This window comes from Bacteroidota bacterium, assembly GCA_005882315.1.
Classification (GTDB): Bacteria; Bacteroidota; Bacteroidia; order Chitinophagales; family Chitinophagaceae; genus VBAR01.
Genome location: VBAR01000001.1, coordinates 1,173,589 through 1,198,568, shown reverse-complemented (window position 1 = coordinate 1,198,568; position 24,980 = coordinate 1,173,589). Strand labels below are relative to the sequence as shown.

Annotated in this window: 23 protein-coding genes; 12 read left to right on the top strand and 11 right to left on the bottom strand. The window is 37.9% G+C overall.

The window, feature by feature from the left end; translation table 11 throughout:
• The first annotated feature begins 51 nt into the window (after positions 1–51).
• From E6H07_04910 to E6H07_04900, 3 genes are all read left to right on the top strand, one after another.
• Positions 52–444, top strand: coding sequence for an arsenate reductase ArsC (locus E6H07_04910; protein ID TMI65265.1), 393 nt, complete (start codon positions 52–54; stop codon positions 442–444).
• 162 nt (positions 445–606) lie between these two features.
• A complete protein-coding gene (locus tag E6H07_04905) occupies positions 607–2,253 on the top strand; it encodes a hypothetical protein (protein TMI65264.1) in 1,647 nt (548 codons plus the stop codon).
• Positions 2,254–2,383: 130 nt separating this feature from the next.
• A complete protein-coding gene (locus E6H07_04900; protein ID TMI65263.1) occupies positions 2,384–2,692 on the top strand; it encodes a hypothetical protein in 309 nt (102 codons plus the stop codon).
• Here the strand turns inward: E6H07_04900 and mqnC are convergent.
• Entirely contained in the window at positions 2,689–3,813 is a 1,125-nt protein-coding gene (mqnC, locus tag E6H07_04895) for a dehypoxanthine futalosine cyclase (protein TMI65262.1), read from the bottom strand. The two genes, E6H07_04900 and mqnC, sit on opposite strands and share 4 nt — an antisense overlap.
• A gap of 176 nt (positions 3,814–3,989) precedes the next feature.
• Between mqnC and E6H07_04890 the strand changes: the two genes are divergently transcribed.
• The 4 genes from E6H07_04890 (at position 3,990) to selD (ending at position 9,035) form a co-directional block, all read left to right on the top strand.
• The gene (locus tag E6H07_04890) at positions 3,990–5,171 is read left to right on the top strand and encodes a signal protein PDZ (protein ID TMI66465.1); all 1,182 of its coding nucleotides are present in this window, start codon (positions 3,990–3,992) and stop codon (positions 5,169–5,171) included.
• A 67-nt stretch (positions 5,172–5,238) separates the two neighbouring features.
• The gene (gene mnmH / locus E6H07_04885; protein TMI65261.1) at positions 5,239–6,342 is read left to right on the top strand and encodes a tRNA 2-selenouridine(34) synthase MnmH; all 1,104 of its coding nucleotides are present in this window, start codon (positions 5,239–5,241) and stop codon (positions 6,340–6,342) included.
• Positions 6,290–7,834, top strand: a complete 1,545-nt coding sequence (locus tag E6H07_04880) for a hypothetical protein (GenBank protein ID TMI65260.1) — start codon at positions 6,290–6,292, stop codon at positions 7,832–7,834. The genes mnmH and E6H07_04880 overlap by 53 nt, the downstream gene beginning before the upstream one ends.
• Before the next feature lie 124 nt (positions 7,835–7,958).
• The gene (gene selD / locus E6H07_04875; protein TMI65259.1) at positions 7,959–9,035 is read left to right on the top strand and encodes a selenide, water dikinase SelD; all 1,077 of its coding nucleotides are present in this window, start codon (positions 7,959–7,961) and stop codon (positions 9,033–9,035) included.
• A gap of 45 nt (positions 9,036–9,080) precedes the next feature.
• Here the strand turns inward: selD and E6H07_04870 are convergent, their stop codons facing one another.
• From E6H07_04870 to E6H07_04840, 7 genes are all read right to left on the bottom strand, one after another.
• A complete protein-coding gene (locus E6H07_04870; protein ID TMI65258.1) occupies positions 9,081–9,770 on the bottom strand; it encodes a PorT family protein in 690 nt (229 codons plus the stop codon).
• A 403-nt stretch (positions 9,771–10,173) separates the two neighbouring features.
• Positions 10,174–11,091, bottom strand: a complete 918-nt coding sequence (locus tag E6H07_04865) for an amidinotransferase (GenBank protein TMI65257.1) — start codon at positions 11,089–11,091, stop codon at positions 10,174–10,176.
• An 11-nt stretch (positions 11,092–11,102) separates the two neighbouring features.
• Positions 11,103–11,336: a pterin-4-alpha-carbinolamine dehydratase gene (locus E6H07_04860; protein TMI65256.1), complete on the bottom strand. Its 234-nt coding sequence runs from the start codon at positions 11,334–11,336 to the stop codon at positions 11,103–11,105.
• Between the two features lie 31 nt (positions 11,337–11,367).
• Positions 11,368–11,808, bottom strand: a complete 441-nt coding sequence (locus tag E6H07_04855) for an IPExxxVDY family protein (GenBank protein TMI65255.1) — start codon at positions 11,806–11,808, stop codon at positions 11,368–11,370.
• A gap of 18 nt (positions 11,809–11,826) precedes the next feature.
• Positions 11,827–13,521: a M28 family peptidase gene (locus E6H07_04850; protein ID TMI65254.1), complete on the bottom strand. Its 1,695-nt coding sequence runs from the start codon at positions 13,519–13,521 to the stop codon at positions 11,827–11,829.
• Positions 13,522–13,626: 105 nt separating this feature from the next.
• Positions 13,627–14,541 (bottom strand): pseudouridine-5'-phosphate glycosidase, encoded by a 915-nt coding sequence (locus E6H07_04845; protein ID TMI65253.1) that lies wholly within the window; start codon positions 14,539–14,541, stop codon positions 13,627–13,629.
• Positions 14,541–15,467, bottom strand: a complete 927-nt coding sequence (locus tag E6H07_04840; protein ID TMI65252.1) for a hypothetical protein — start codon at positions 15,465–15,467, stop codon at positions 14,541–14,543. Before E6H07_04840 ends, E6H07_04845 begins: the two co-directional genes overlap by 1 nt.
• A gap of 207 nt (positions 15,468–15,674) precedes the next feature.
• Here E6H07_04840 and E6H07_04835 point away from each other — a divergent pair, with 207 nt between their 5' ends.
• Positions 15,675–18,161 (top strand): ATP-dependent DNA helicase UvrD2, encoded by a 2,487-nt coding sequence (locus tag E6H07_04835; GenBank protein TMI66464.1) that lies wholly within the window; start codon positions 15,675–15,677, stop codon positions 18,159–18,161.
• On the opposite strand, the gene mnmG is transcribed toward E6H07_04835, so the two are convergent.
• Both mnmG and ybeY read right to left on the bottom strand, forming a co-directional pair.
• Positions 18,146–20,008: a tRNA uridine-5-carboxymethylaminomethyl(34) synthesis enzyme MnmG gene (gene mnmG, locus E6H07_04830; protein ID TMI65251.1), complete on the bottom strand. Its 1,863-nt coding sequence runs from the start codon at positions 20,006–20,008 to the stop codon at positions 18,146–18,148. The two genes, E6H07_04835 and mnmG, sit on opposite strands and share 16 nt — an antisense overlap.
• A 107-nt stretch (positions 20,009–20,115) precedes the next feature.
• Positions 20,116–20,556 carry an rRNA maturation RNase YbeY gene (gene ybeY / locus E6H07_04825; GenBank protein ID TMI66463.1) on the bottom strand — a complete coding sequence of 147 codons (441 nt, stop codon included), beginning with the start codon at positions 20,554–20,556 and terminating at the stop codon, positions 20,116–20,118.
• Between the two features lie 55 nt (positions 20,557–20,611).
• On the opposite strand from ybeY, the gene E6H07_04820 reads away from it, so the two are divergent.
• Both E6H07_04820 and E6H07_04815 read left to right on the top strand, forming a co-directional pair.
• Positions 20,612–20,836 carry a ferrous iron transport protein A gene (locus tag E6H07_04820; protein ID TMI65250.1) on the top strand — a complete coding sequence of 75 codons (225 nt, stop codon included), beginning with the start codon at positions 20,612–20,614 and terminating at the stop codon, positions 20,834–20,836.
• Positions 20,837–20,850: 14 nt separating this feature from the next.
• A complete protein-coding gene (locus tag E6H07_04815; GenBank protein TMI65249.1) occupies positions 20,851–21,429 on the top strand; it encodes a nicotinate-nucleotide adenylyltransferase in 579 nt (192 codons plus the stop codon).
• Here the strand turns inward: E6H07_04815 and E6H07_04810 are convergent.
• Positions 21,426–22,685: a chromate transporter gene (locus E6H07_04810; protein TMI65248.1), complete on the bottom strand. Its 1,260-nt coding sequence runs from the start codon at positions 22,683–22,685 to the stop codon at positions 21,426–21,428. The genes E6H07_04815 and E6H07_04810 overlap by 4 nt on opposite strands.
• Positions 22,686–22,772: 87 nt before the next feature.
• On the opposite strand from E6H07_04810, the gene E6H07_04805 reads away from it, so the two are divergent.
• Both E6H07_04805 and E6H07_04800 read left to right on the top strand, forming a co-directional pair.
• Positions 22,773–24,065 carry an amidohydrolase gene (locus E6H07_04805; GenBank protein TMI65247.1) on the top strand — a complete coding sequence of 431 codons (1,293 nt, stop codon included), beginning with the start codon at positions 22,773–22,775 and terminating at the stop codon, positions 24,063–24,065.
• An 18-nt stretch (positions 24,066–24,083) separates the two neighbouring features.
• Entirely contained in the window at positions 24,084–24,980 is an 897-nt protein-coding gene (locus E6H07_04800; GenBank protein ID TMI65246.1) for a serine hydrolase, read from the top strand.

The following is a 24,980-nucleotide window of genomic DNA, read 5'->3' as shown; positions in this document are numbered from 1 at the left end:
TGTTAAAAAAAATGAGAGGGGCTTCGACCCCTCTTTATAATTTTACAAACTATGAAAAAGAAACTTCTTTTCGTTTGTGTTGAAAATAGTAATCGTTCTCAGATGAGCCAGGCGTTTGCAAAAATGCTGGGAGGAGAAAATGTAGAAGCATACAGCGCAGGCAGTAAACCAAGTGGTATAGTAAACCCTAAAGCTATTGCTGCGATGAAAGAATTGGGTTATGATCTAAGCAAACACGACAGCAAATCTTTACAGGAAGTGGAACAATATGCACCGTTTGATGCTGTAGTTACAATGGGCTGCGGCGACGCCTGTCCCTGGATGCCGGCTAAAATATTTATTGATTGGGAAATACTAGACCCCAAACACATGGAACCAGAAGAGTTTAATAAAGTAAGAGATTATATCGGGGAGAAAGTGAAAGAGCTGCTGGCATCAGTTTAATTTTTTTGTTCCAATATATTTTTCCGGAATCGGCACATCTTTACTTTCGCTTTGCCAGAAAATAGTGATCACCTACCAGCGTTTACCATCGTTCCATAACCGGAAGCTGTTATACTACCCATAATTTGCCTGCGGTTTGTTTACTTTGTATAAATTTTTTATTTGGACTCTTCATTACTTCCCAACCGCACTTACACTTTTCTTTTCTCTCTGCTGGGAGTCGTTTACGTTGCCGGGCTCTTTGTGACCTTAATGGATAATGATTCAGCGCATCATGCAAGTATTGCGTTGCGGATGCATCTCACAGGTGATTATGTAAATCTTATTGATAATGGAAGGGATTATCTTGATAAACCGCACTTGCATTTTTGGTTATGTGCAATCAGCTATAAAATTTTTGGTGTAACAACATTTGCTTATAAGGTTCCTTCTTTTCTTTTTACAATTGGCGGTATTTATTCGGTGTATAAATTAGGAAAGACGTTATATGATAATGAAACCGGGAAGCTGGCCGCATTGATCATTGCTTCTGCGTTTGCATTTATACTGGCTAATAACGATGTGCGGATGGATGCTATACTTACAGCCAGTGTTGCGTTTGCTACCTGGCAGGGTGTTGGCTTTGTTCAGCAAAAGAAAACAATTAATGCAATCGGATTTGCAGCAGGACTTGCTTTAGGGTTTTGCACTAAAGGACATATTGGTCTTTTTATTCCGGCAATCGGCCTGTTCTTTTATATACTCTATAAAAAGGAATGGAGCCTTTTTTATAATTGGAAATGGCTGGTAACATTGGTTTGTTTTGCCCTATTCATTTCCCCCGTCGTGTATTGCTATTACCTGCAATATGATCTGCATCCTGAAAAAATAGTAAGAGGCAAAGATCATATTAATGGCGTAAAATTTATTTTATGGGATCATTCCTTTGAACGTTTTGGAGGCGGCATGGGCGACGATGCTAAAAAGGATTATTTCTTTTTCTTTCATTCTTTTCTCTGGGCATTTGCCCCATGGGCCTTTATTGGATATTGGGCGGTTTGGCAAAGACTAAAAGGTTTTTTAAAAAGAGAGAACGAATGGTTGACGATCTCAACCTTTATCATATTTGCAATTTTGGTTGGTTTGTCCGGATTTAAACTTCCTCATTATCTCAATGTTGTTTTTCCAGCGAGCAGTGTTCTGATTGCATCGTGGATCCTGGAAAACAAAAAGCAAGGCAAAATCATTTATAATATCCAGGTATTTGCTTCTGTTGCATTATTGCTCTTATCTTTTATTTTAAACGGATGGTTCTTTCCTGTCAGAAACTATTTTATAATTGCCGGAATGATAATATGTCTTGCAATGGTTTTTCATTTTTTAATGAGCAAGGTTTTTACTCAACTCCAAAAAGCGGTTTGTCTTACAACGGCAGCATCGATCGGTTTCTTTTTTCTTTACAACACCAATTTTTCTCCGCGACTATTAAAATATCAATGCGGAAATGAGTTGGCGGAAAAAGTAAATGGAGCGATTGATCCACAAGATGTTTATTTCTGGAAAGAGAACTATAGCTCTTCATTTAATTTTTATACCGGTACAATAAGAAAACAATTCAATGATTCAATAATGAATAATAAAAGAACAGTGTGGCTTTTTTTCCATGGAAACAATAAGCAAGATGTTCTTGAATCCGGCTATCAAATTGACCGGCAGATGCAAGCTGTGGATTATGAAGTAAGCCGCCCTGATTTTACATTCCTAAATCCCTCTACGAGGGACAGCGCCACCACGCAAATGATACTCGCCGAAATTTCCATTAAGCAGTAGTCTCTTTATCGGGGCATTGGTAAATGATTATTACCGTTCATACATTAAGCAGACTTTAGAGGCAGCAAAATTTGCCTGTTGATTGACTTATTTATATCGACCGATTGCTTAACCTAACACACCTGCTGATATGGTAAGGTATATACTTTCTTTTTCTGTCCCTGAACAGAAAATAACAGACACACAAAAAATAATCAACCATTATTTTGATGAACTGAATAAAAGCGGCCCGGGTGGTATGCGCAGCTTTTGTTATTGCAGTGAAGAAGAAAGTAACAGCTTTGTACAAATAAATACATACCGGAAAGAATCGGTAGCTAATAAAGATCTGCGATCTGATTATACAAATAGTTTTGTAAACGATTTAAAGAGTATTTGTAATCAACAGCTTTCTTTTAATAAAATGGAAACCTTTGATTCGTTTGAATCTATTTATTAATAATCCACCACCTGCTCTACAATTGTTTCAGGTATTTCTCTCCATTCATATTGCTGGTTGCGCAGCTGCGGTTCAAAACCTGCTTCAAGAATAGCATCCTGTATTGTTTTATAGGTAAAACGATGTGGCGCCCCGGCAGCACTCACTACATTTTCTTCGATCATTATACTTCCAAAATCATTGGCGCCGGCCTGTAAACAGATTTGTGCTGTTTGTTTTCCAACAGTTAACCAGCTTGCTTGTATATTTTTAATATTTGGCAACATGATGCGGCTAATAGCGATCATGCGGATATATTCTTCCGGGGTTGTAAGATTGTGAACGCCGCGGATCTTAGCAAGCAGGGTATCCACATCCTGGAATGTCCATGGGATAAACGCAAGAAAGCCCTTTGCATCCGCCGGTTTCTTTGCCTGTACATCACGGATCTTTATTAAATGTTCAAAACGTTCTTCAATAGTTTCAACATGACCGAACATCATGGTTGCCGATGTGGTAATGTTTAGCTTATGTGCTTCATGCATGATAGCAAGCCATTCATCAGCGCCGCATTTTCCTTTACTGATCAGCCTCCTCACTCTATCGACTAAAATTTCTGCTCCTGCGCCGGGCAATGAATCCATACCCGCTTCTTTCAATGCGGTCAAGACTTCTTTATGTGTCGATTTTTCCAGCTTGGTAATATGCGCAACCTCCGGCGGCCCAAGTGTATGCAGTTTTATAGTTGGATATTCTGCTTTTATCTGTTTAAAGGTATCGACATAAAATTTCAGTCCTAATTCAGGATGATGCCCGCCCTGTAGCAATAACTGGTCGCCGCCATATTTAATTGTTTCTTCGATCTTGCGACGATAGGTTGGCATATCTGTTATATAGGCCTCGGCGTGGCCGGGTATGCGATAGAAATTACAGAACTTGCAATTGGCCACACACACATTGGTTGTATTTACATTTCTATCGATCTGCCAGGTTACTTTTCCATGCGGCACATGTTGCTTGCGCATTTCATCGGCCACATACATCAGATCAGCAAGCGGAGCATAGTAATAAAGTTGCATGCCCTCTTCTTTTGTAAGAAAACCCAACTTTAGCGCTTTATTATATAAATCCGGGGTATGCATCTCGTCAATTTGTTTGTAAAGGTAAGCCGCATTATATTAAAAAGGGGCGGATGGTAATATATTGAGCTGACCGGTTCTGTACTGTTATAAATACTTTACTTTGCTGCATCAAAGGGATCATTCGATTTGTCTTTAACTTACCACTACCTGCTTTAAAAGTGAAAAAACGAGTTGCCATATTTACAAGCCTGCTCTTGCTTGCCATTTTTGTCAAGGCACAGGAAGAGTATATTTCGCCGCCGTCAAAACGACTTACAAAATTTACATTTACCCAATTATCTGGCGGCGTAGTGTTGTTACACGCCAGGCTGGATAATTTTCCGGATACATTAAATTTTGTTTTTGATACAGGGAGCAGCGGTATTTCTCTTGACTCCTCTACTGTTGATTACTTTAATCTTAAGCCACAGCCAACCGAACGGACAATCAGGGGTATTGCAGGTATAAAAAAAGTAAGTTTTTTATATAACCGGAAACTTCATCTCGAAGGACTATCCGTTGACAGTCTTAATTTTCATATCAATGACTATAGTATTCTTACATCAGTATATGGTATGAAGATCGATGGCATTATCGGGTATGCAGTTCTTAGCAGGTATATTGTAAAATTGGATTATGATCTCTATACAATGGAGATATGGACCCGTGGCACTCTCCGTTATCCAAAAGGCGGTTATTTATTTAAACCAAACATCAGTACGCTACCCGTACAGAATGCAAGAGTGAAGGATGCGGTAACGATCGGTTCAAGATTTTTATATGATATCGGTGCGGCGCTTTGCCTGTTGCTTACCACTGACTTTATTGCTGATAGTGCATTTCTTGATAAGAAAAGAAAGCTTTGGGCGAAAGAAGCTGAAGGAGTTGGCGGGAAAGTGGATATGAAAATCACAGTGGTTAAAGAATTAAAACTCGGTCCTTATCGTTTTCGGAATGTACCCACTTATATTTTTGAAGATGTAAATAATATTACTTCCTATCCCTATCTCAGCGGATTGATAGGTAATGATATATTACGCCGCTTCAATACTACTTTTAATTATGAGAAGGAAGAATTTTACCTCATGCCCAACACCCATTACGCCGATGCGTTTGATTATGCCTATACAGGCGTTGAATTATATTTTATTGACGGTAACATTATTGCAGGAGATGTGGCAGAAAACTCTCCTGCCGAAGAATCTGGATTAAGAGAAGGAGATGTTATTGTTGGGATCAACAAAAATTTTACCCAAAACCTCACGGTGATGAAGCAGGCGCTACAGGTAACAAATGAAAAAATAAAAATTGTGGTACGACGGGAAGGTATACTTATCGAGCTTGAGTTTAAAGCCAAATCATTAATGTCAACAAAATAAAGGACTGCCGGAATTTTTATTCTCTCAAACGGCATTTAATAAATAGTAATAATTTAGCCACGATAAAATGCCGGCTGAAAAAATCCATATAGAGCAATTTCTTGAGTTAGCAAAGCAACACCCCGTAATTGATGTACGCAGCCCGGGTGAGTATAATCATGCACATATACCGGGAGCTTTAAGCATGCCATTGTTTACTGATAAGGAAAGAGCTGCTGTGGGCACTGCTTATAAACAAGAAAGCCGTGAGAAGGCAATTAAGATCGGGTTGGATTTTTTTGGTCCCAAGATGAAGAAGATGGTGGAGGAAGTTGAGTCGTTGATCAATAGCCGAAAACCCAAAACGGATGACCCCGAACCCCGAACGACCAACTCTATACTCGTTTACTGTTGGCGTGGTGGTATGCGCAGCGGCGCTGTATCATGGTTATTGGATTTGTATGGGTTTAAAGTGTACACTCTTGTTGGAGGCTATAAAAAATTCAGAAATTATGTGTTGGAAAACTTTAAAAAGGAATATTCATTTAAAATTCTTGGCGGCTATACCGGCTCAGGAAAAACGGAAACACTAAAGCAACTAAAAAGAAATGGAGAAACTGTAATAGATCTTGAAGAAATCGCAATACATAAAGGCTCAGCATTTGGAAATATCGGGTTACCAAAACAGCCGACACAGGAAATGTTTGAAAACCTGCTTGCATTAGAGCTTATTCAATCAGTAGCTGGTAATCAGCAGCGAGAAACAAATTCTATATGGCTCGAAGATGAATCTCAACGCATCGGTCTTGTGAATATCCCTAATGATATATGGAAACTGATGCGTAACTCAGTTATTTACTTTTTAGACATTCCATTTGAAGAAAGACTGAATCATATTAATGAAGAATACGGACAACTCGATACACAAAAAATGATTGACGCTATCGTTCGTATTAAAGAAAGACTGGGGGGACTGGAAGCAAAAAATGCAATTAATCATCTGGAAAGTAATAATACGATAGAAAGTTTCCGCATTCTGTTGAAGTACTATGATAAATGGTATCTGAAGGGCCTGCACAATCGGGAGAAAATAAATTCGTTATTACATTTGATAAAGTGTGATTCCGTAACTACCGAAAATGCAAACAGGCTTAGCGGCCGCCATCAATATCATGAAAACCCTTCACCTTAGCATTGCCCTACTTTTTTTACCATTAATTTTTCATGCACAATCATTAACCGGCTTGTGGACGGGAAAAATGTCAAACGACAGCAATACCGTTCGCAAGGATGATGAATATGAAATAGTACTTACCGAATATAAGAACAAGGTGTATGGATATACACGCAGTACTTTTTTTGTGGATGATAATCTGTATTACATTGTAAAAAAAGTAGAGGGAGTAATAAATGGCAATCTGTGTGAAGTATCGGATGCGGGAGTCCTCATGCATAATTTTCCACAGAAACCTGAGAAGAAAGTACAAGTTACTTATACCTTTCGCCGCAACACAACTGACAGCACCTGGAATCTTGACGGCGAATGGAAAACCAACACTACAAAAAAGTATTATTCTATTTCTGGAAAATCAGACCTGAGCCAGGAAAGAGATTTAAGCAAATCAAAGATCTTTCCGCATCTTGAAGAACTGAAGAAAACAGAGGACATCGCCTTTTATAATGAATGGAAAAAAGAAAAAGAAACGATTGCATCAAACGATAATTCATTCAAACAGGAATTTTTGAAAAGCCTCGTTGTAGCCGAGAAGGAAAAAAATAATCTTGCATCAGCAACAGGAAAACCGGAAGCAGCTGTAAATACATCCAACAAAACAGCACAACCGATGATTGAAATAATCCCTGAAGAAAAGAGAACAGATGTGGCGCTGGAGAAACAGGTTGTCGGCGATTCAAAAACATCGGTATCAAAAGAGCCAATACAGATCAATACAAGTAACCGAACCAGCGCAGAAATGGTCGAGATAAAAGTAGAAGAGAAGAAGACGGCTATTAATACAGAAAAACAAATTGCACAACCAGAACCGAACTCGAATAAGCAGCCTGTGTATGTTGATACTAAAAATATAAAAAGCACAGAAGTGGCTGCGGTAAAAACAGAGACGAAGAAAACAGCAGTTAACCAGGAAAAACAAAATGCGGAGATACCTCAAATCAATCAGCAAACAGGTTACCTGGAAACAACAACAAATAAGCCCCCTGCTTTGGTGAAAACTACGGTGCCTGTGGCGGAGCAGGGAATAAAACAATCGCCACTGACAACATCAGTACCAGTAAAAACAAATGTACCGGTTCTCAATACAGACGCTGCAAAAGCAGTTGCAGAACGTGAATTTGATAAGCCGCAGGAAATAAACTTTACATCGGACAGTTTGGTGCTGGCGTTATATGATAATGGTGAGGTAGACGGAGACACAGTTAGTGTGCTGTTGAACGGAGAAGTGATTGTTGCTAAACAATGTTTGAAAACATCAGCTTTTAAAAAGACGATCTATATTCCTGCAGGAGACTTCCAGGCTAATATTGTCTTATATGCAGAGAACCTTGGAATTTATCCACCTAATACAGGATTGCTGGTTGTAATCGATGGAGAAGAAAGACATAACGTACGCTTCAGCGCCGATTACAAGAAGAACTCAGCAATTGTTTTGAAAAGGAAAAAATAAGTTTAGACTGGCCCTACCCTTCATTTCAGCATCAGAAAACCCGCATAGATAAAATATTTGAAATATTAAAAGACTAATTGCCTCAAAGCATCTGTTAACTTTGGGAAAATAAGCTAATATATTAATGACTCCCGACTCTGAACTTCTGGCTTCAAACTCAATCAAACTTACACAATATTCCCATGGCGCAGGATGTGGATGCAAGATTGCCCCCAAAGTGTTGGATGAAATATTAAAAAGCAATATCGCATTGCCAGATAATAAAAATCTGCTTGTTGGTAACAGCAGTAAAGACGATGCCGCGGCCTATGACCTGGGAAACGGAATGGCATTAATATCTACCACTGATTTTTTTATGCCAATTGTAGATGATGCTTTTGATTTCGGAAGGATAGCTGCAGCCAACTCTATCAGCGATGTGTATGCTATGGGAGGAAAACCATTAATGGCAATTGCAATACTCGGCTGGCCGGTTGAAAAACTTTCTTCTGAAATAGCACAACGGGTTATTGAAGGAGGAAGAACAATTTGTGCTGAAGCGGGAATTCCGTTGGCTGGTGGGCATAGTATTGATTCTCCGGAACCGATCTTTGGTTTAGCTGTAACAGGAATCGTACCGATAGAAAATTTAAAAAGAAATAACACTGCACAGGAAGGAGATGTATTATTTATTACCAAACCCCTTGGTGTTGGTATATTATCTACTGCACAAAAAAGAGGATTGCTGAAAGAAGAACATTTACCGGTAATGATAAACCAACTTTGTTCATTGAATAAGATTGGCGAAAAACTTGGAAAAATAGAAGGAGTAACAGCGATGACAGATATAACCGGGTTTGGATTGCTAGGACATTTAATTGAAATGGTTGAGGGCAGCGGTTTAAGCGCAGAAATTTATTATGACAAACTTCCCGTTGCTGCAGGAGTGAAAGAATATATAAGCCAACGTATATTCCCTGATGCTACTACAAGAAACTGGAGCAGCTATAGCGATAAAGTAAAATTTGAAAAAGGAGTAAATGTAATGGAGGCATTTACTTTATTACCCGATCCGCAAACAAATGGCGGGTTATTAATAAGCGTAAAACCCGATGCTATTGCAAGTATAGAAACGTTGCTTATAGAAAACAATCTGAAAGAATTTATTACACCCGTAGGAGTATTAAAAAAGCAAGACGAGAAAATAATTTTTGTAAAATAAAAATAATAATGCAGCCCTTGACTGCATTATTATTTAAAACAAACATCATAACCGAAATCCTACTGTAAAGCTTAGCACACGATGTTTGTTTTGCTCGTCTGTGTTACTGTTCGTTCCTGATTGAAGTTTTGCAAGCCCTAATCCATAATTAACGGAAAAGAGCATGTGCTTTCCTTCAATGCCAGCAGTACCGTTTAAACCGTAATCAAATCTTTTCAAAATGCCAAAGCCAGCACCTTCTTCACCAGAAGTTGTGGGGTCATCATTTGAAAATTCAATATTATCATCACTGCTGAAGGCTACACCAAATATTTTTCCCTCCGCTTTCCTTTTGCCCGCAATACCTACCGCAGCATAAGGACCTGCACCTGCAAAAAATTTTACATCCTTTTCTAATGGAGCTTTAAAAACGAGATTGAGCGGTACTTCAAGATAGATGGGATTTGTTGTAGCCCTGTAATAATTAGCATCACTTGTATTACCGGCCTGTGTTTTTGAACCCTTACCTGTTACAAAGACCCCGGGCTGTAAGGATAAAAACGAAGCAATCGGAAAATCCCCTTGTATGCCTGCATGAAATGATACTAACATATTCGCATCATCAATATTTCCATTTTCATTGAATGAAATATTTGCAAGATTTACTCCGCCTTTTAAAAAAGCGGATGAATTTTGTGCATGAACAGAATATAAAACAGGGAGTGATAAAATAAGAAAAGAAATCTTTTTAATCATAAATAGGGTTTTTTATTGTCATAGAGGTTGGCAAAGATTTTGCCAGACTTGAGGTGTTGCGACATTAAACAAAAAAATGACAAATGTCTTTCAGGAAAGTAAAATTCCGATTACTTAAAAAATATATTCTGCGTTAAACCTTTTTAATCCTTTCCTATCTGTTAGGTCGGAAGCTAAAGTAGCAGCGGAAGAAAAAAAACAATAACGATGTAAGGCCCGTTTTTATGTGAGCTATGAAGTGGGGTGCATGGTAGAGTGATTTATGAATAGCCCCCTTTTTTAACTCAACCGTAAACCATGAAATCTAAATTTATTTGTGTTATCCTTTTAATCCTTAGTTGAGGGGCGACCTGATCTATCAGAAAGTGGAAAGAAATGTTTTATGCAACAGTTGGAGCAAAAATTACTTTTTAGGAAGAAATATTTCTGCCATCATACATCGTACGCTTCCACCTTCAACAGCTTCAATAGTCGGAATGGCTATCGGCAGCAATTTATCATAAGACTCCAACTTTTCTTTTTGCTCCCTGGTCAGGATATTAAAAGCAGCGTGGCTGAGAATTAAGATGTTTTCGCCTGAGCTGTTTTTTACTTCCAGCATATTGCCTGCAAACGAATACATCTGTTCACGGGTGATGGGAATGATTTCATGCTCTGTACTTTCCAGTAATTGTTTTACAGCGATCAGCTCCCACTCTTCTTCAATTGCCTCTTCACATAATACACAGAATTTTTCACTCAATGTCATCACAACATTAGTGTGATAAACAGGATTGCCATCTTTGTCCTTAGCAATAAAAACGACAGCGGAATAATCATTGGCGGTTACGAATTTTTCTAATGCGGCTGGGTTCGTTCTTTCTGAAATAGAGGCGTAAATTAGTTTGTTATCATGATCCATTACCATACTGCCGGTTCCTTCAAGAAACCTTCCCTCTGCTTCAAGCTCTGTCCAATCCTGTACATCTGTTATTTTAAATTTTTCGGCAATTAATTTTAGAATATCATCCCTCTTTTCTGTGCGGCGGTTTGCAGCATACATTGGGTAAATAAATAATTTGCCATCAGGTGATGTGCTAAGCCAATTGTTAGGAAACACAGCAGAAGGCTTTACAGGCTCAGTAGTGTCATCAATAACAAAAACATCAACTCCCGATTCTTTTAACAGAGTCACCATTGCGTCAAACTCTTTCAGTGCATTTTGGTGAATGACTTTTTTATCAACTGGTTTATCTTTCTGAAAATAATTATTGACCGCAGTTTCAGCATTAAAACCAAATGCAGCGGGACGAATCATGAGTATGGTGCTGGCGGCAGGCATTCAACGATAGCTCAGGATAATAATGAATCGATCTTTTTTGCCAGGGCATGATCTTTATCTGTAACAATATTGCCTGCACTATGTGTATTCAACCAAATTTCAACTGTATTCCACACATTGCTCCAATTAGGATGGTGATCCATCTTTTCAGCTTCAATGGCAACACGGGTCATAAAGGCAAAAGCCTCGCTGAAATTTTTGAAGACAAATTTTTTATACAGTTTATTATCTTTTTCTTCCCACATAAAATTGATTTGAGAGTTATTAATGTGCAGATCAAAACACCAGGTGTTCTTTATGCTTTATTTTTTCATTGGTCAATTCCATCACCAGTTGTACTCCCGTTGCCGTTTTAATCGTTGTAATATAATCAAACAAGAAATTATTTTCAACTATATCGCCTTTCATGAGCCAGAGAAAATCAAGATGCTTGAACTCTGGCAATAAATATTCCCCATCAAACCTGTTATTGTATAGATAATGACTCAGGCTTCCTGTACTCTCATGAAAATCATATACAGCAAAAAAATAATTTCTTCCTTTACGTTTAAGCTGTATCTCAATATCATTATTAATCCGGAAATCAATCCCCATCAGGTGGTTGAGCTGCCAGGCAAACTGGTAATCTTTTACCGGGGCCATTATACCAAGCAGGCGGGTGTCTTCAAAAAATTCATCCGTCATTCCATCAGTATCCAGGATCAGCTTTGTTGCCATGCTGTCTAAGTTAGTATATTAAAACTGCACATCTGCCTCTACTGTCTCATTTCCCCTTTTGTATTTCACTTTTGTTTTGTCGCCTTTTTTAAACTTACCAAGTGTTTGCATATAAGAATCCATAGAGGTAATTGAGAAATCGCCAATTTGTAAAATAATATCACCGGTTTTAAGTCCTGCTTTTTGAGCAGGTCTTCCATCTGTTACACCATCACATCTTACTCCCGCACCTGAGAAAGTATAATCAGGCATAATACCCATTGATACACTCATGCTGCGCATTGAGCCGGTGCTCTGCGACTCCCGGGTTTTGGTAAATACCAGTTTCTGATTTTCTTTATTCAGGCTGTAAAGGATGGAATAAATATGATTGATGATTTTAGATTCGCCTTCATAGTTGATCCTATCAGCATCATCAGATGGTTTATGATAATCTGTATGTAGTCCTGTAAAAAAGAAAAGTACAGGAATATCTTTTCTATAAAAAGAAGTATGATCACTTGGGCCAGTACCGCTTGAATCATATTTAAACAAAAAATCTTGTTTTTCTTTCAGTGAGGTTGAAGCATAGTATTCACCCCATTTTGGAGAAGTGCCATAACCACCAACCGTCAATGCGTGACTACTGTCATTTAACCGCCCAACCATATCCATATTTATCATGTAGTTGGCATTTTTTAAATCAATGGTTGGGTTTTCGGTAAAATATTTTGAGCCATACAGACCAAGTTCTTCGCCTGAGAAAGCAATAAGCAGGTAATTGCTATTGAGCAATGTTTTGTCTTTTTTATCTGCACACCCGGCAGTGATCATTTTTGCCAACTCAATTAACGCAGCCGTGCCACTTGCGTTATCATCTGCGCCGTTATGAATTAATTTTTCTCCCGTACGCAACATCGAGTTTCCGTCTTCACCAAAACCCAAATGGTCGAAATGTGCACCGAGTATGACCGTATTTACAGCATTATTATTTATATAGCCAATCACATTTGAGCCGGTTCTTATTTTATCTGTGATCTTTATTTTAAGATTTATATCGAGCGGCGCATCAGCATCTCTGAATAATTTACCAGATGCAGATTTTGAAACATACACAACAGGGATTAATAGTTGTGCCGAACGGTCTTTAGCATTGAAAGCAAGTTTATCGTCAATAGCAGACGAATTATAAATAAATAAAGCCGAAGCAGATTTCTTTTTTACCTCCTCTGCTTTTGTTTTTATAAATCCTTCAAGATCGAAATGAGGATTAACTTTATTTTCTTCCAGCGTTTCTTTTAAATCGAAAAACCAGGGCATATCTGATTCGCGGAGTGAAATAGAAGGCAATGCTTCCATTGTTACATCAGGCGAGTAAGGAAGGGGAAAATAGTCGCCACCAACTTTCAAATCAATATTATTGATCAGCAAATGAGTTGAAGGATCAATTTGCTTTCCTTCATTTACTTCAAAACTTTGATAGTAATTGCTTGTTCCTTTTGCCAGCAGACCCGCTTGCTGAAACTGGCCGCTGATATATTCCATCGCCATTTTTTCACCATTCGTGCCGGTTCTTCTTCCTTCCAGCTTATCATCTGCTAAAAAAGTAATATGCGATTGGAGATTTGTGATTACTGTATTACCAGTATTCTTTTGTTTTGATTTGTTCTTTTTCTGGGCAAACGAAAGCTGCGAAACAAAAATCAAAACAACAATAAAAAGTAGCCTGTTCATGGGTGGAAATTATTTGAAGCAAAGTTAAAGGCGACAGCCATCCTTTTACTTAAAGAAGGGCTAAGAAATTTTTAAAGATTACTGAGTTATGACGAGGGAATGAGATTACACCAACTTTGAGTAAGCCACGGCAATTTCCGCCCCAACCTTTGCATTGTTTTTAATCAAGGCAATATTGGCTTCAAGACTTTCACCTTTTGTGTGTTCGGCAATATATTTTAACAAGAAGGGGGTAACCTCTTTGCCAGTGATTTTGTTTTCTATAGCTGCTTTTAATGCCTTGCTGATATGTGTCTCCATTTCAGAAGCGTCTATTTCTTCGGTGGCCGGAACGGGGTTGGCAATCAAAACCGAACCATTTAGCCCCAACTGCCACTTGGTATGTAACATACGGGCAAATTCATTAGCTGTATCTAATCGTAAGGGAGATGAAAAACCGCTTTTGCGGGAATAGAAACTCGGAAATTCGTCCTGGCCAACAGTTACAACCGGAATCCCTTTTGTTTCCAGGTATTCAAGAGTCAGCCTAATATCAAGGATAGATTTTACACCAGCAGAAATAATGGCTACCGACGTCTGCTCCATTTCTGTAAGGTCGGCGGAAATATCCATTGTTTTTTCCGCATCCCTGTGCACACCGCCGATGCCACCAGTTACAAAAATTTTTATTCCGGCCATTGATGCGATCCGCATTGTAGCTGCAACAGTTGTTGCGCCGTATAAATTTTTACTGATAACATACGGCATATCCCGAATGCTTACTTTCCACACATCTTTTGTTTTTGCAAAAATCTCAAGCTGTTCCTTCGTCAATCCTGCATAACATTTACCATTAAAAATTGCAACAGTTGCGGGCACTGCGCCATTTGCTCTCACAATTTCTTCAACCGCAATCGCTGTATTTATATTTTCAGGATAAGGCATTCCATGAGAAATAATTGTTGACTCTAATGCAACAACAGGCCTGCCTTCTGTAAGAGCTTGCCTAACCTCGGGATGTATTTCTAAATAGGGATTCATTAATCAGGATAGTATTTTGAAACGAGGTTTAATAGCTTCTGTTGATTGAGATGTGTTGCAATGGCGCCATTTACCTGTAGTATTTCAGCCGATAAAGTGTGAGCTAATTTCATACAACCCAGATCATCTTTACCCAAGGTTTTTCCCAGTATAAAACCAGTTAATGAGCCATCGCCAGCTCCGGTACAATCTACCACTTCAATTTCGGGTGCGTGTAAAGAATAGGTATTTTCTTTGCTGTACAATGCCGAACCATGTTTGCCATTATGCAGCCAGATATTCTGAACTCCTTTATTTAATAACTCTTCAACCTGCTGCTGAGTGAAAAAAGATTTTTCCGAACAGAGCACCGGTAATTCATCTTCGTTTGGTGTAACAAGATGAAGGCCGCTTAGATTTACATTTTTAAACTTTCTTGCGGGAGGCACAGAAACGGGTTCAAGAATAAAAGGAATACCGGTTTCATTACTAAATCGTAGCAACCACTCTCCTGTTTCCACGCTGATATTCGCATCGGCCAATAAATAAGATGCTGTTTTTAATAAATCTTTATTCTGTTCCAGGTGTTCTGACGTTATTAAATGATTTGCAGCATTAGTTATAAAAGCAGTATACAATGAGCCATCGGGAGTAAGTATACCTGTATATTTTCCTGAAAGACCTTCTTTTGTTATTGCAGCATCAAGTTTGACTCCAGCATGTTTGCAAATATGTTTCAGCCAGTCACCATCGCTGTCATTTCCAAAAACACTTATCAGTTGCACCGGTACACCGAGCAACGCCAACTGGTGTGCAATATTTCTGCTTACACCACCTGCTGTTTTTGTAACCGAAGCCTCTGAAGTTGTTGCAAGTAACAGTTCTTCTTTTGCATGAAAAAGTTCATCAATAAACGAAGCGCCGATGCAGATAACTGGTTTTGACATGCTGTAAAAATAATGATTGCTTTTTCCTCAATTCATTACTTGTTGACAAATATCTATAATCACGCAATAGAAATGTGAGGTTGCTGAACTTTAATTAGCCGGAAATGTGCCGAATATTTAATTTCATTGTTCGGTGCATCTTGCGGTTTTATTTATGCAACAGGCACACGAAGCAAAATAAAAATGAATTACGACACCAATAACGAAATGTTTCAATTTGCTGTGGAGCTGGTGAATCAAAGCTCACGAAATATTTTTCTTACAGGGAAGGCTGGCACCGGTAAGACAACATTTCTGAAATACATAAAAGAGAATTGTCATAAGCAAATGGCGATTGTTGCTCCGACCGGAGTTGCAGCTATTAATGCTGGCGGTGTTACGATGCATTCGTTTTTTCAGTTGCCATTCGGTCCGTTTGTTCCGGATGCTGATGGCGGCTTTAGAAACAGTAATGAGGAAATATCAAACCGGAACAGTTTGATAAGCCGCCTGAAAATGACAGGAGAAAAGAAAAAAATAATCCGGGAGCTTGAGTTGCTTATCATAGATGAGATCAGCATGGTGCGATGCGATATGCTTGATGCTGTGGACACAATCCTTCGGCATGTACGTCGAAGACATAATGAACATTTTGGAGGTTTGCAAGTGTTGTTTATTGGCGATATGTTCCAGTTACCGCCCGTAATTAAAGAAGCTGAATGGAGTTATCTTAAAGAATATTATAACAGCCCTTTCTTCTTTGATAGTATTGTTATAAAAGAAGAGCCTCCACTTTATATTGAGTTCACTAAAATCTATCGCCAAAGCGAAGAAAAGTTTATCAGACTTTTAAACCAGGTAAGAAATAATGAATTGGATGATGATGGACGGGAATTATTAGAAAGCCGCTATCAACCTGTTTTTCGAAGAACAAAAAATGATGGTTACATAATTCTCACTACACACAATGAAAAGGCAAGGAATACGAATGGAAAAGAATTAACGAATCTAAGCACTAGTATATTCAGCTATAGAGCTGAGATAACAGGAGACTTTCCCGAATCGGCATATCCTGTTGATGAGATACTTCAAGTAAAAGCAGGAGCACAGGTAATGTTTATTAAAAACGATTCTGAAAAGGCAAAACGATATTTCAATGGAAAGATTGGCGTGATAACTGAAATTGATAATGAGAAGATCGTTGTTCAATGTGAGGATGATTCTATTGAAGTAAAAAAAGAAAAGTGGGATAACATCCGCTATACAATGAATAATACAACCCGGCAGCTTGAAGAGGAAGTTTTGGGCTCATTCGTACAATATCCATTGCGACTTGCCTGGGCGATCACAATACATAAAAGCCAGGGATTGACTTTTGAAAAAGCGATTATTGATGCTGGCGGAGCTTTTGCTCCCGGGCAAGTATATGTTGCGTTGAGCAGGTGTACTACGCTAGATGGTATCATATTGCAAAGCAGGATAAGATCAAATGGTTTTTTTACTGATGAAAGAATTGTTTGGTTTTCCCGAAATATTTCTTCGACAGATTTATTGCAGCGGGAATTGCAAGAGTCAAGACGAAATTATCAGTTGAAAGTTTTGCTTTCTTTGTTTGATCATAGGAGTATAATTGGTGAAATTGTTGAACTAAAAAACTATCTATCGGCACATAAATCTTCTTTTAATGACAGCGCGGAAGAATGGATAAATGAAATTTCTATTAGTGCAAGTGAAATGCATGCTACAGCAGAGAAATTTCAATTGCAGTTGAAAAATCTATTTATAATAGATGAAGCCCCCGAATCTAATATTGTATTGCAAGAGCGGATAAAAGCAGGAATTGTTTATTTTATAAGGGAACAGAATAAATTAATAGACATAATTCAAAAATCTCCGGCCGTAACAGATAGCCGTACTCATGCAAAGGAATTTAATGATGGGCTAAAAGAAATTTTTATACAACTATCCAGGAATAAATATTTGCTAGATGGTTTTTCCGGAAAATTTGAAATAGAAACCTACCATCGCAGAAAGAAATATTTTACAACTCCTTCTTTTAGTATTAATGCATATGCTGGTGTTACAAAAGAAAAAATTGAAAGCCCCTATCCGCTACTATATCAGAAATTAAGGAAGATGAGAGATAGTATTTGTGCTCAGAAAGACTTGCCTATATATATAGTTGCTGGCACTAATACGATGGATGAAATGGCCCGCTACCTTCCACAATCATTAGGAGAGCTGAGAAGGATTAGTGGCTTTGGTGATGCGAAAATTGAAAAATATGGACAAAAGTTCTTAGATATAATTTTGGAATATTGTAAAGAGAACAACCTCGCCTCTCATATTCATGAAAAAATTCCTAAGAAGGATGAAAAAGCGAGCAGTGGTGAAAAGAAAAAAAAGGTTGATACTAAAGTGGAATCGTTCAGACTATATAAGGAAGGTAAACGTGTTGATGAAATTGCTAAAGAAAGAAACCTGACAAAACAAACAATTGAGGGACATCTTGCACATTATATTTCACAGGGAGATATAGATATTAATGAACTGGTTAGCAGAGAGAAAATTGTTTTGATTGAACCAGCAGCAAAAAACTTTAACGGAGGTTCAATAACGGAGATTAAAAAAATTTTGGATAGCAATATAAGCTTTGGTGAAATAAAATTGGTGCTTGCCTGGCTTGATTTTCAGAAAAATCAACGACCCATATAGACCATTAAAATCTGTACATCGCTTGGGTTGATTCCAGAGATACGGCTTGCTTGCCCTAATGTTGAAGGTTTGATCCGAGAGAGTTTTTCTCTTGCTTCATTTCCTAAAGCCTGAATTTTTTTATAGTCAAAGGTCTCGGGTATTCTCAGGTCTTCAAGTTGTCCCATTCTTTCAACTAGTTCTTTTTCTTTTTCGATATAGATATCATATTTAACCTGAATAGAAGCTTGTTCAATTGTTTCTGTTGAAAAACCAGCCAATTCTTTTTCAAGTATTGGTAAGTGTTTTGCAAGATCTTGCAGTTCAATTCCGGGGCGCAATAATACTTTTGAAAGTTTTTGTTTTTCTGTTATTAAAGAAGATGAATTGTTTTCAAAAAAAGGATTTATTACTTCGGGGCTAACTGCTATTTCAGAAAGCAAAGATTTAATTTTTTCAACTCCCTCTCTTTTTTCTTTCACTCGATTCATTCTTTCTTGTGATGCTAATCCTAGTCTATAGCTTAGTTCTGTCAACCTCAGGTCTGCATTGTCTTGTCTTAATAATGTTCTGAACTCAGCTCTTGAAGTAAACATTCTGTAAGGCTCTTCTGTTCCTTTACTTATCAGGTCATCTATTAATACGCCAATATAGGCCTCACTTCTTTTTAAAATTACAGGTTCAAGATTTCTTGATTTTTGATGTGCATTGATACCCGCCATTAACCCCTGGCATGCAGCTTCTTCATAACCTGTAGTTCCATTTATCTGGCCAGCAAAAAATAAATTTTCAATCAGCTTTGTTTCAAGAGAATATTTTAATTGGGTTGGCGGAAAGAAGTCATACTCTATCGCATAACCAGGTCTGAAAATTTTTGCTGATTCAAATCCCAGTATAATACGAAGTGCTTCGTATTGCGTTTCTTCTGGTAGAGATGTTGAAAATCCATTCACATAAACTTCAACAGTGTTCCATCCTTCGGGCTCAACAAATAATTGATGTCTCTCCCTTTCAGCGAAGCGACTGATTTTGTCTTCAATGCTTGGGCAATATCTAGGGCCTGTTCCTTCAATTCTTCCAGCAAACATTGGGCTTCTATCGAACCCGGTTTTTAGTATGTCATGGACTTTTTGATTCGTGTAGGTGATCCAGCAGCTTCTTTGCACCTTTGGTTTTTCAATATCTAAATATGAAAAACCGGAGATCGAATCATCCCCTTTTTGCTCTTCCATTTTAGAATAGTCAAGACTTCTGCCATCAACTCGTGGTGGTGTTCCCGTTTTAAGCCTATCACTCTCAAAACCTAGTGAGACCAATTGCTCCGTAATTCCGGTTGCCGCTTTCTCTGAAACCCTTCCACCCCCAAAGTTTTTTTCTCCAATATGAATTATTCCATTCAAAAATGTTCCATTGGTTAATACAACCGACCTGGAGTTTATTTCGTGCCCTAAACTGGTTATTACGCCATTGCAAACTCCATCTTTTATCAGAAGCCCCTTTACTGTGTCCTGGTAAAAATCAACATTATCCGTTTCCTCCAACATCTGTCTCCAGGTTAAAGCAAACATCATTCTATCGCTCTGTGCCCTTGGACTCCACATTGCCGGACCTTTTGATCGATTCAACATTCTGAATTGAATCATGGATTTGTCAGTAACAATTCCAGAATAACCACCCATCGCATCAATCTCCCTAACTATTTGCCCTTTCGCTATTCCACCCATTGCTGGATTGCAACTCATTTGAGCAATAGTTTGCATGTTCATGGTGATTAACAACACCTTAGAACCAAGATTTGCTGCCGAAGCGGCGGCCTCACAACCAGCATGGCCAGCTCCGACTACTATGACATCATATTTCTGGAACATATAAGCCGGCAAAGCTACTATCTAGTATAATAAAGCAAGGAAGTTTTTTGAAGTGATGTTTCATGTGAAAGCATGCTCAACAAATTTGTTGTTTCACATGAAACGGCTTACTTAAAATAAAGAGATAAATACTTGTCTTCTGCTTTTCTCATTTTAAGGATTTCTGTTTTGTTCTTATCAGCATAACCACAGAGATGTAGCACTCCATGAATAATAACCCTGTGAAGTTCTTTTTTAAGTGAACTTTTAAACTGGGCGGCATTTTTTCTAACCCTATCCAGACTAATGAAAATTTCAGCGGTGATCTCATTTTTTGATTCTGATAAATCGAAGGTCAAAATATCCGTGTAGTAATTATGACTTAAGAATTTATTATTCAATTTCAGTAATTCTTTATCCGAGCAAAATATGTAGTTGATTGAATCTAATCTTTTACCATTCGATTTAATTATTTTTTCTAACAAGAGTTTGAGGTTTCTTCTGTTTGTCAGTGGCAGGGTGAGCCCATTTGCAAAAAATCGAATGTTTATTTCCTTGCTCGTTACCATAATTTCATAAATCGTAAGCAAAAGTAAATCAGCATATTTAGCTTTGATACCAATAATGAAACTTACAGAATTAAAACCCGGGCAAAAGGCTATAATACGACATTTTGATAATAGTGATATGTCTATCAAATTATTAGAAATGGGATGCATACCTGGCGAAGAAATACTTTTAGAGCAGGTGGCACCACTCGGAGATCCAATATCCGTTAGCATATCTGGCTATTCTTTGAGCCTCAGGTTAACTGAAGCAGAAGGCATTATTGTTGATATAAAAAATTGATTATCAATATTTTAATGAAAATTGGATTATACTTTGGCTCCTTCAATCCTATCCACATTGGACACTTGATAATTGCCAATCATGTTTTGAACGAAACAGATTTGAATAAGGTCTTGTTTGTGGTTTCTCCTCAAAATCCTTTTAAACAAAGCAATAGTTTGCTTAATGAAACTTACCGACTGCAGTTAGTAAGATTGGCGGTTGAACAAGACAACAGAATTAAAGTATCAGATGTTGAGTTTAGTATGCCACGGCCTTCTTACACGATTGACACATTAACCTATTTGAAAGAGAAAAATCCAGACGATAGTTTTTCAATAATAATGGGCAGTGATAGTTTTCAAAACCTGGATAAATGGAAAAACTATAAAATGATAACCGAAGCCCACACTATTTATGTTTACAAAAGAAACGGTTTTGAAATTGAGAACACACATGGGGCAAATATTATAGAACTTAATGCGCCACTTCTTCAAATATCTGCAACACATATTCGTGAACTTATTAAAGCCGGTAAATCGATAAGGTATCTGGTTCCAGAAATTGTCAGAGAAGAAATTGAAACAAGAAGATTTTATAAGAATAGAAATTAAAAAATATATCCAAGAAGAAGACAGCCAATAACAATAAACGGAGGCGGTAATTTTGTAAACTGCAAAAGTGTGAAAGTGCCTGTAATCACAAGTGCATTAATAAAACTGGTTAATTTAAATTCAAGCAAAGGAAAATCCTTCATTAAATAAAATGTTGATGCGATCATTATTCCTACAACAACTGCATTAATACCCTCAAGAGAACGATAAACAGCGGCATATTTTTTCATGTTGTGCCAAATAGGGAAGAAGAATAAAACCAGCAATGCGCTGGGTAAAAAAATTGCAACAGCTCCTATTAAACAGCCTAATAATTGCATAAATGTTTTCTCTTCCGGAGTTTTGCCATGATCTTTTAATGCCATTCCACCGGCAAAAGAAGCAATAGAAAAAACAGGCCCGGGCATAGCTCTTACTATTCCCATTCCAGTATACATATCATTCTTATCAATTTTTACAACCTCAGGATCTTTTTCTTTTATCGCATCCGGACGTACACAAAATTGTTCGTACATCATTGGCATTAATACCTGGCCACCTCCAAATACTAAACTTCCCATTCGATAAGTATTTTCAAAAAGATTAATTGGACTACGATTGGGCAATTCGTTATTCTTAGCTGTTTCACTAAGAAATCCAGCAACAATAAATATTATTCCAAACATCCAAAAATTCCACCATTTGATTTTTTGGGGTTTTTGCTCAATTTGTGGAATACGTTTCCGGCTAAAATTAGTGGCAATACCCCCGGCAAAAATCAATGAAGGAAATATCCACGGTTGTTTAAACAAAACGTAGGTAAGAATGCCGGCCACAATCATAACAATCCAGGTAATGGTATTCTTTATTGAAATATGAAAAGCCATCGATGCTGCATAGACCAAAAAACCAACAGCCATTGGTGGAATAAATTTGAAGACATCAACATTTAATGCTCTTTTATCTATGTATTGCAAAAGAAAAGAAAGTGCTCCCATAAAAAAGCAGGCGGGTGTAATCCAGATAATTAATGTAAGCACAGCTAAAGGAACCCCACCTCTTTTATAACCAATTAAAGTAAGTGTTTGCGTGGATGATGCGCCGGGCAATAATTGACAAAAGGCGTTATACTCCATCAATTCCTGCTCTGTGACATAAGGTGTTCGATGTACAAAAGTTTTAAGCATCATACCAATATGTGCTTGCGGCCCGCCAAAAGCAGTAAGGCTGTGAATAAAAACAGACTTTAAAAAAGAAACGTGACGAAGCAGTTGCATTAACAATAAAAGTAAAAAAATAATAGGACTCTTATCTAAACTGCTTCCAAAATCTCATTCGGGTGTATATTCATAAAAATTTGGACAATGAAAAAACACCTAATTGTATTATCGTTGGCATTTCCACTTTTATGTTTCTCCCAGGTTCAGCTTAAAGAAAAAATTGAAACAGCAGCAAATAAGGTTGAATCAAAAAGCATCGAATGGAGAAGAGATTTTCATCAAAATCCGGAATTGGGGAATAATGAATACCGCACAGCAAAAAAAATTGCCGACCATCTTCGGGCTCTTGGAATAGAAGTGAAAGAGAATGTTGGCAAGACAGGTGTTGTCGGAATTTTAAAAGGAGCAAAACCGGGGAAATGCATTGCACTGCGTGCCGATATAGATGCATTACCAATTGTTGAAAAAAATGATCTTCCCTTTATTTCAAAGGTCAAATCAACTTATAGCGGGGCTGAAGTTGGTGTTATGCATGCTTGTGGACACGACACACATGCTGCAATGCTTATGAGTGTTGCAGAAATATTATCAGGTATGAAAAATGAAATTAAAGGAACAGTAAAATTTATTTTTCAACCAGCAGAAGAAGGGCCGCCGGAAGGAGAGGAAGGTGGAGCCCCGTTGATGATCAAAGAAGGAGTAATGGAGAACCCGAAAGTAGATGCGATTTTTGGTTTGCATATCGAATCTGATATTGAAGTAGGAAAAATCGAATATAAGTCAGGCGCATTTATGGCATCGTCTGATTGGTTTGTAATAAAAGTAAACGGAAAAGGTAGCCACGGCGCACAACCATGGAAAGGCATCGACCCGATAGTTGTTTCTGCGCAGATCATTAATGGGCTTCAGACAATAGTGAGCCGTCAATCAGAACTTACAAAAGCCCCTGTTATAATTACGGTCGCTAGAATTGATGGCGGCGTAAGAAATAATATTATTGCCGAGTCGTGCACTATGAAGGGAACCATTCGTACACTTGATAAAGACATGCAAAAGGATATTGATGAAAAACTACGACGGACGGCAATCAATATTGCAGAAGCTTCTGGTGCAACGGCAGAAGTTTCTCTTGATACAAAAACACTCGTTACATATAACGATCCTGACCTCGTGAAGAAAACAATACCATCACTTCAGCAGGCGGCGGGGATGGATAATGTAAAAGAAAGAGAATGGGTGACTGGCGCAGAAGATTTTTCTTATTATGGTGAAAAGGCCCCAGCATTCTTTTTTTACCTGGGAGGAATGCCAAAAGGGAATGATCCTAAGAAGGCGCCACCACATCATACAGCAGAGTTTTTTGTGGATGATTGCGGAATGAAAACCGGCATCAAAGCATTTTGTACAATTGTATTTGATTACCTGAACAGACAATAAGTATTACAAGTTTGTAGAATGAAAAAATATTTTCAATTAATAGCATGTGTTCTGTTGTTACAATATTCGCAGGCACAGACAACGGATAAAAAACTTTTTAAAAAAGTAAGTGAAGAAATTAATGGATTCAATGGTGATATTGGTATTTATGTAAAAAATCTCCGTACGGGTAAAACAATTGCTATTAATGCGGATACAATTTTTCCTACTGCAAGCATTGTGAAAGTGCCGATAATGATTGGAGTTGTACAAAAACTATTTACGGGTGAAATAACCTATGACTCTGCCTTCACTTATAAAGACTCGTTACTATATGCTGGTGCAGATATACTCGGTTCTTTTAAAACCGACGAAAAGATAGCGTTGAAAAAACTATTAATGCTTATGCTTACTACCAGTGATAATACTGCCAGCCTTTGGCTACAGAGCATTGCTGGTACGGGGACAAGAATTAATGAACTGCTTGATAGCTTCGGGTTGAAAAACACAAGAATTAATTCAAGAACTCCCGGCAGAGAAGAATACCGCTCAAAATATCAATGGGGACAAACGACGCCTTATGAAATAGGAACCGTGCTGGAAAAAATTTACAAGAATGAAATTTTTTCAAAAGAGCTCTGTGATAGGATGATGAGAATGCTTGGGAGAAATTTCTGGGATGAGGATGAAGCTATCTCACAAATACCGCCTTATATAGAAGTGTTTAGCAAAAATGGTTGTGTAAATGCAGTACGCAGCGAAGTCACGATTGTAAATGCCCCGCACAATCCTTATGTTTTTTCAATTTTTACTAAAAACAACAAAGACATTTCCTGGACACACGAAAATGAAGCCTGGACTTTGGCAAGAAAAATTTCAAGATTGCTTTGGGATTATTTTGAACCGAAAGATAAATGGGAGGCAGCGGTAAAATAA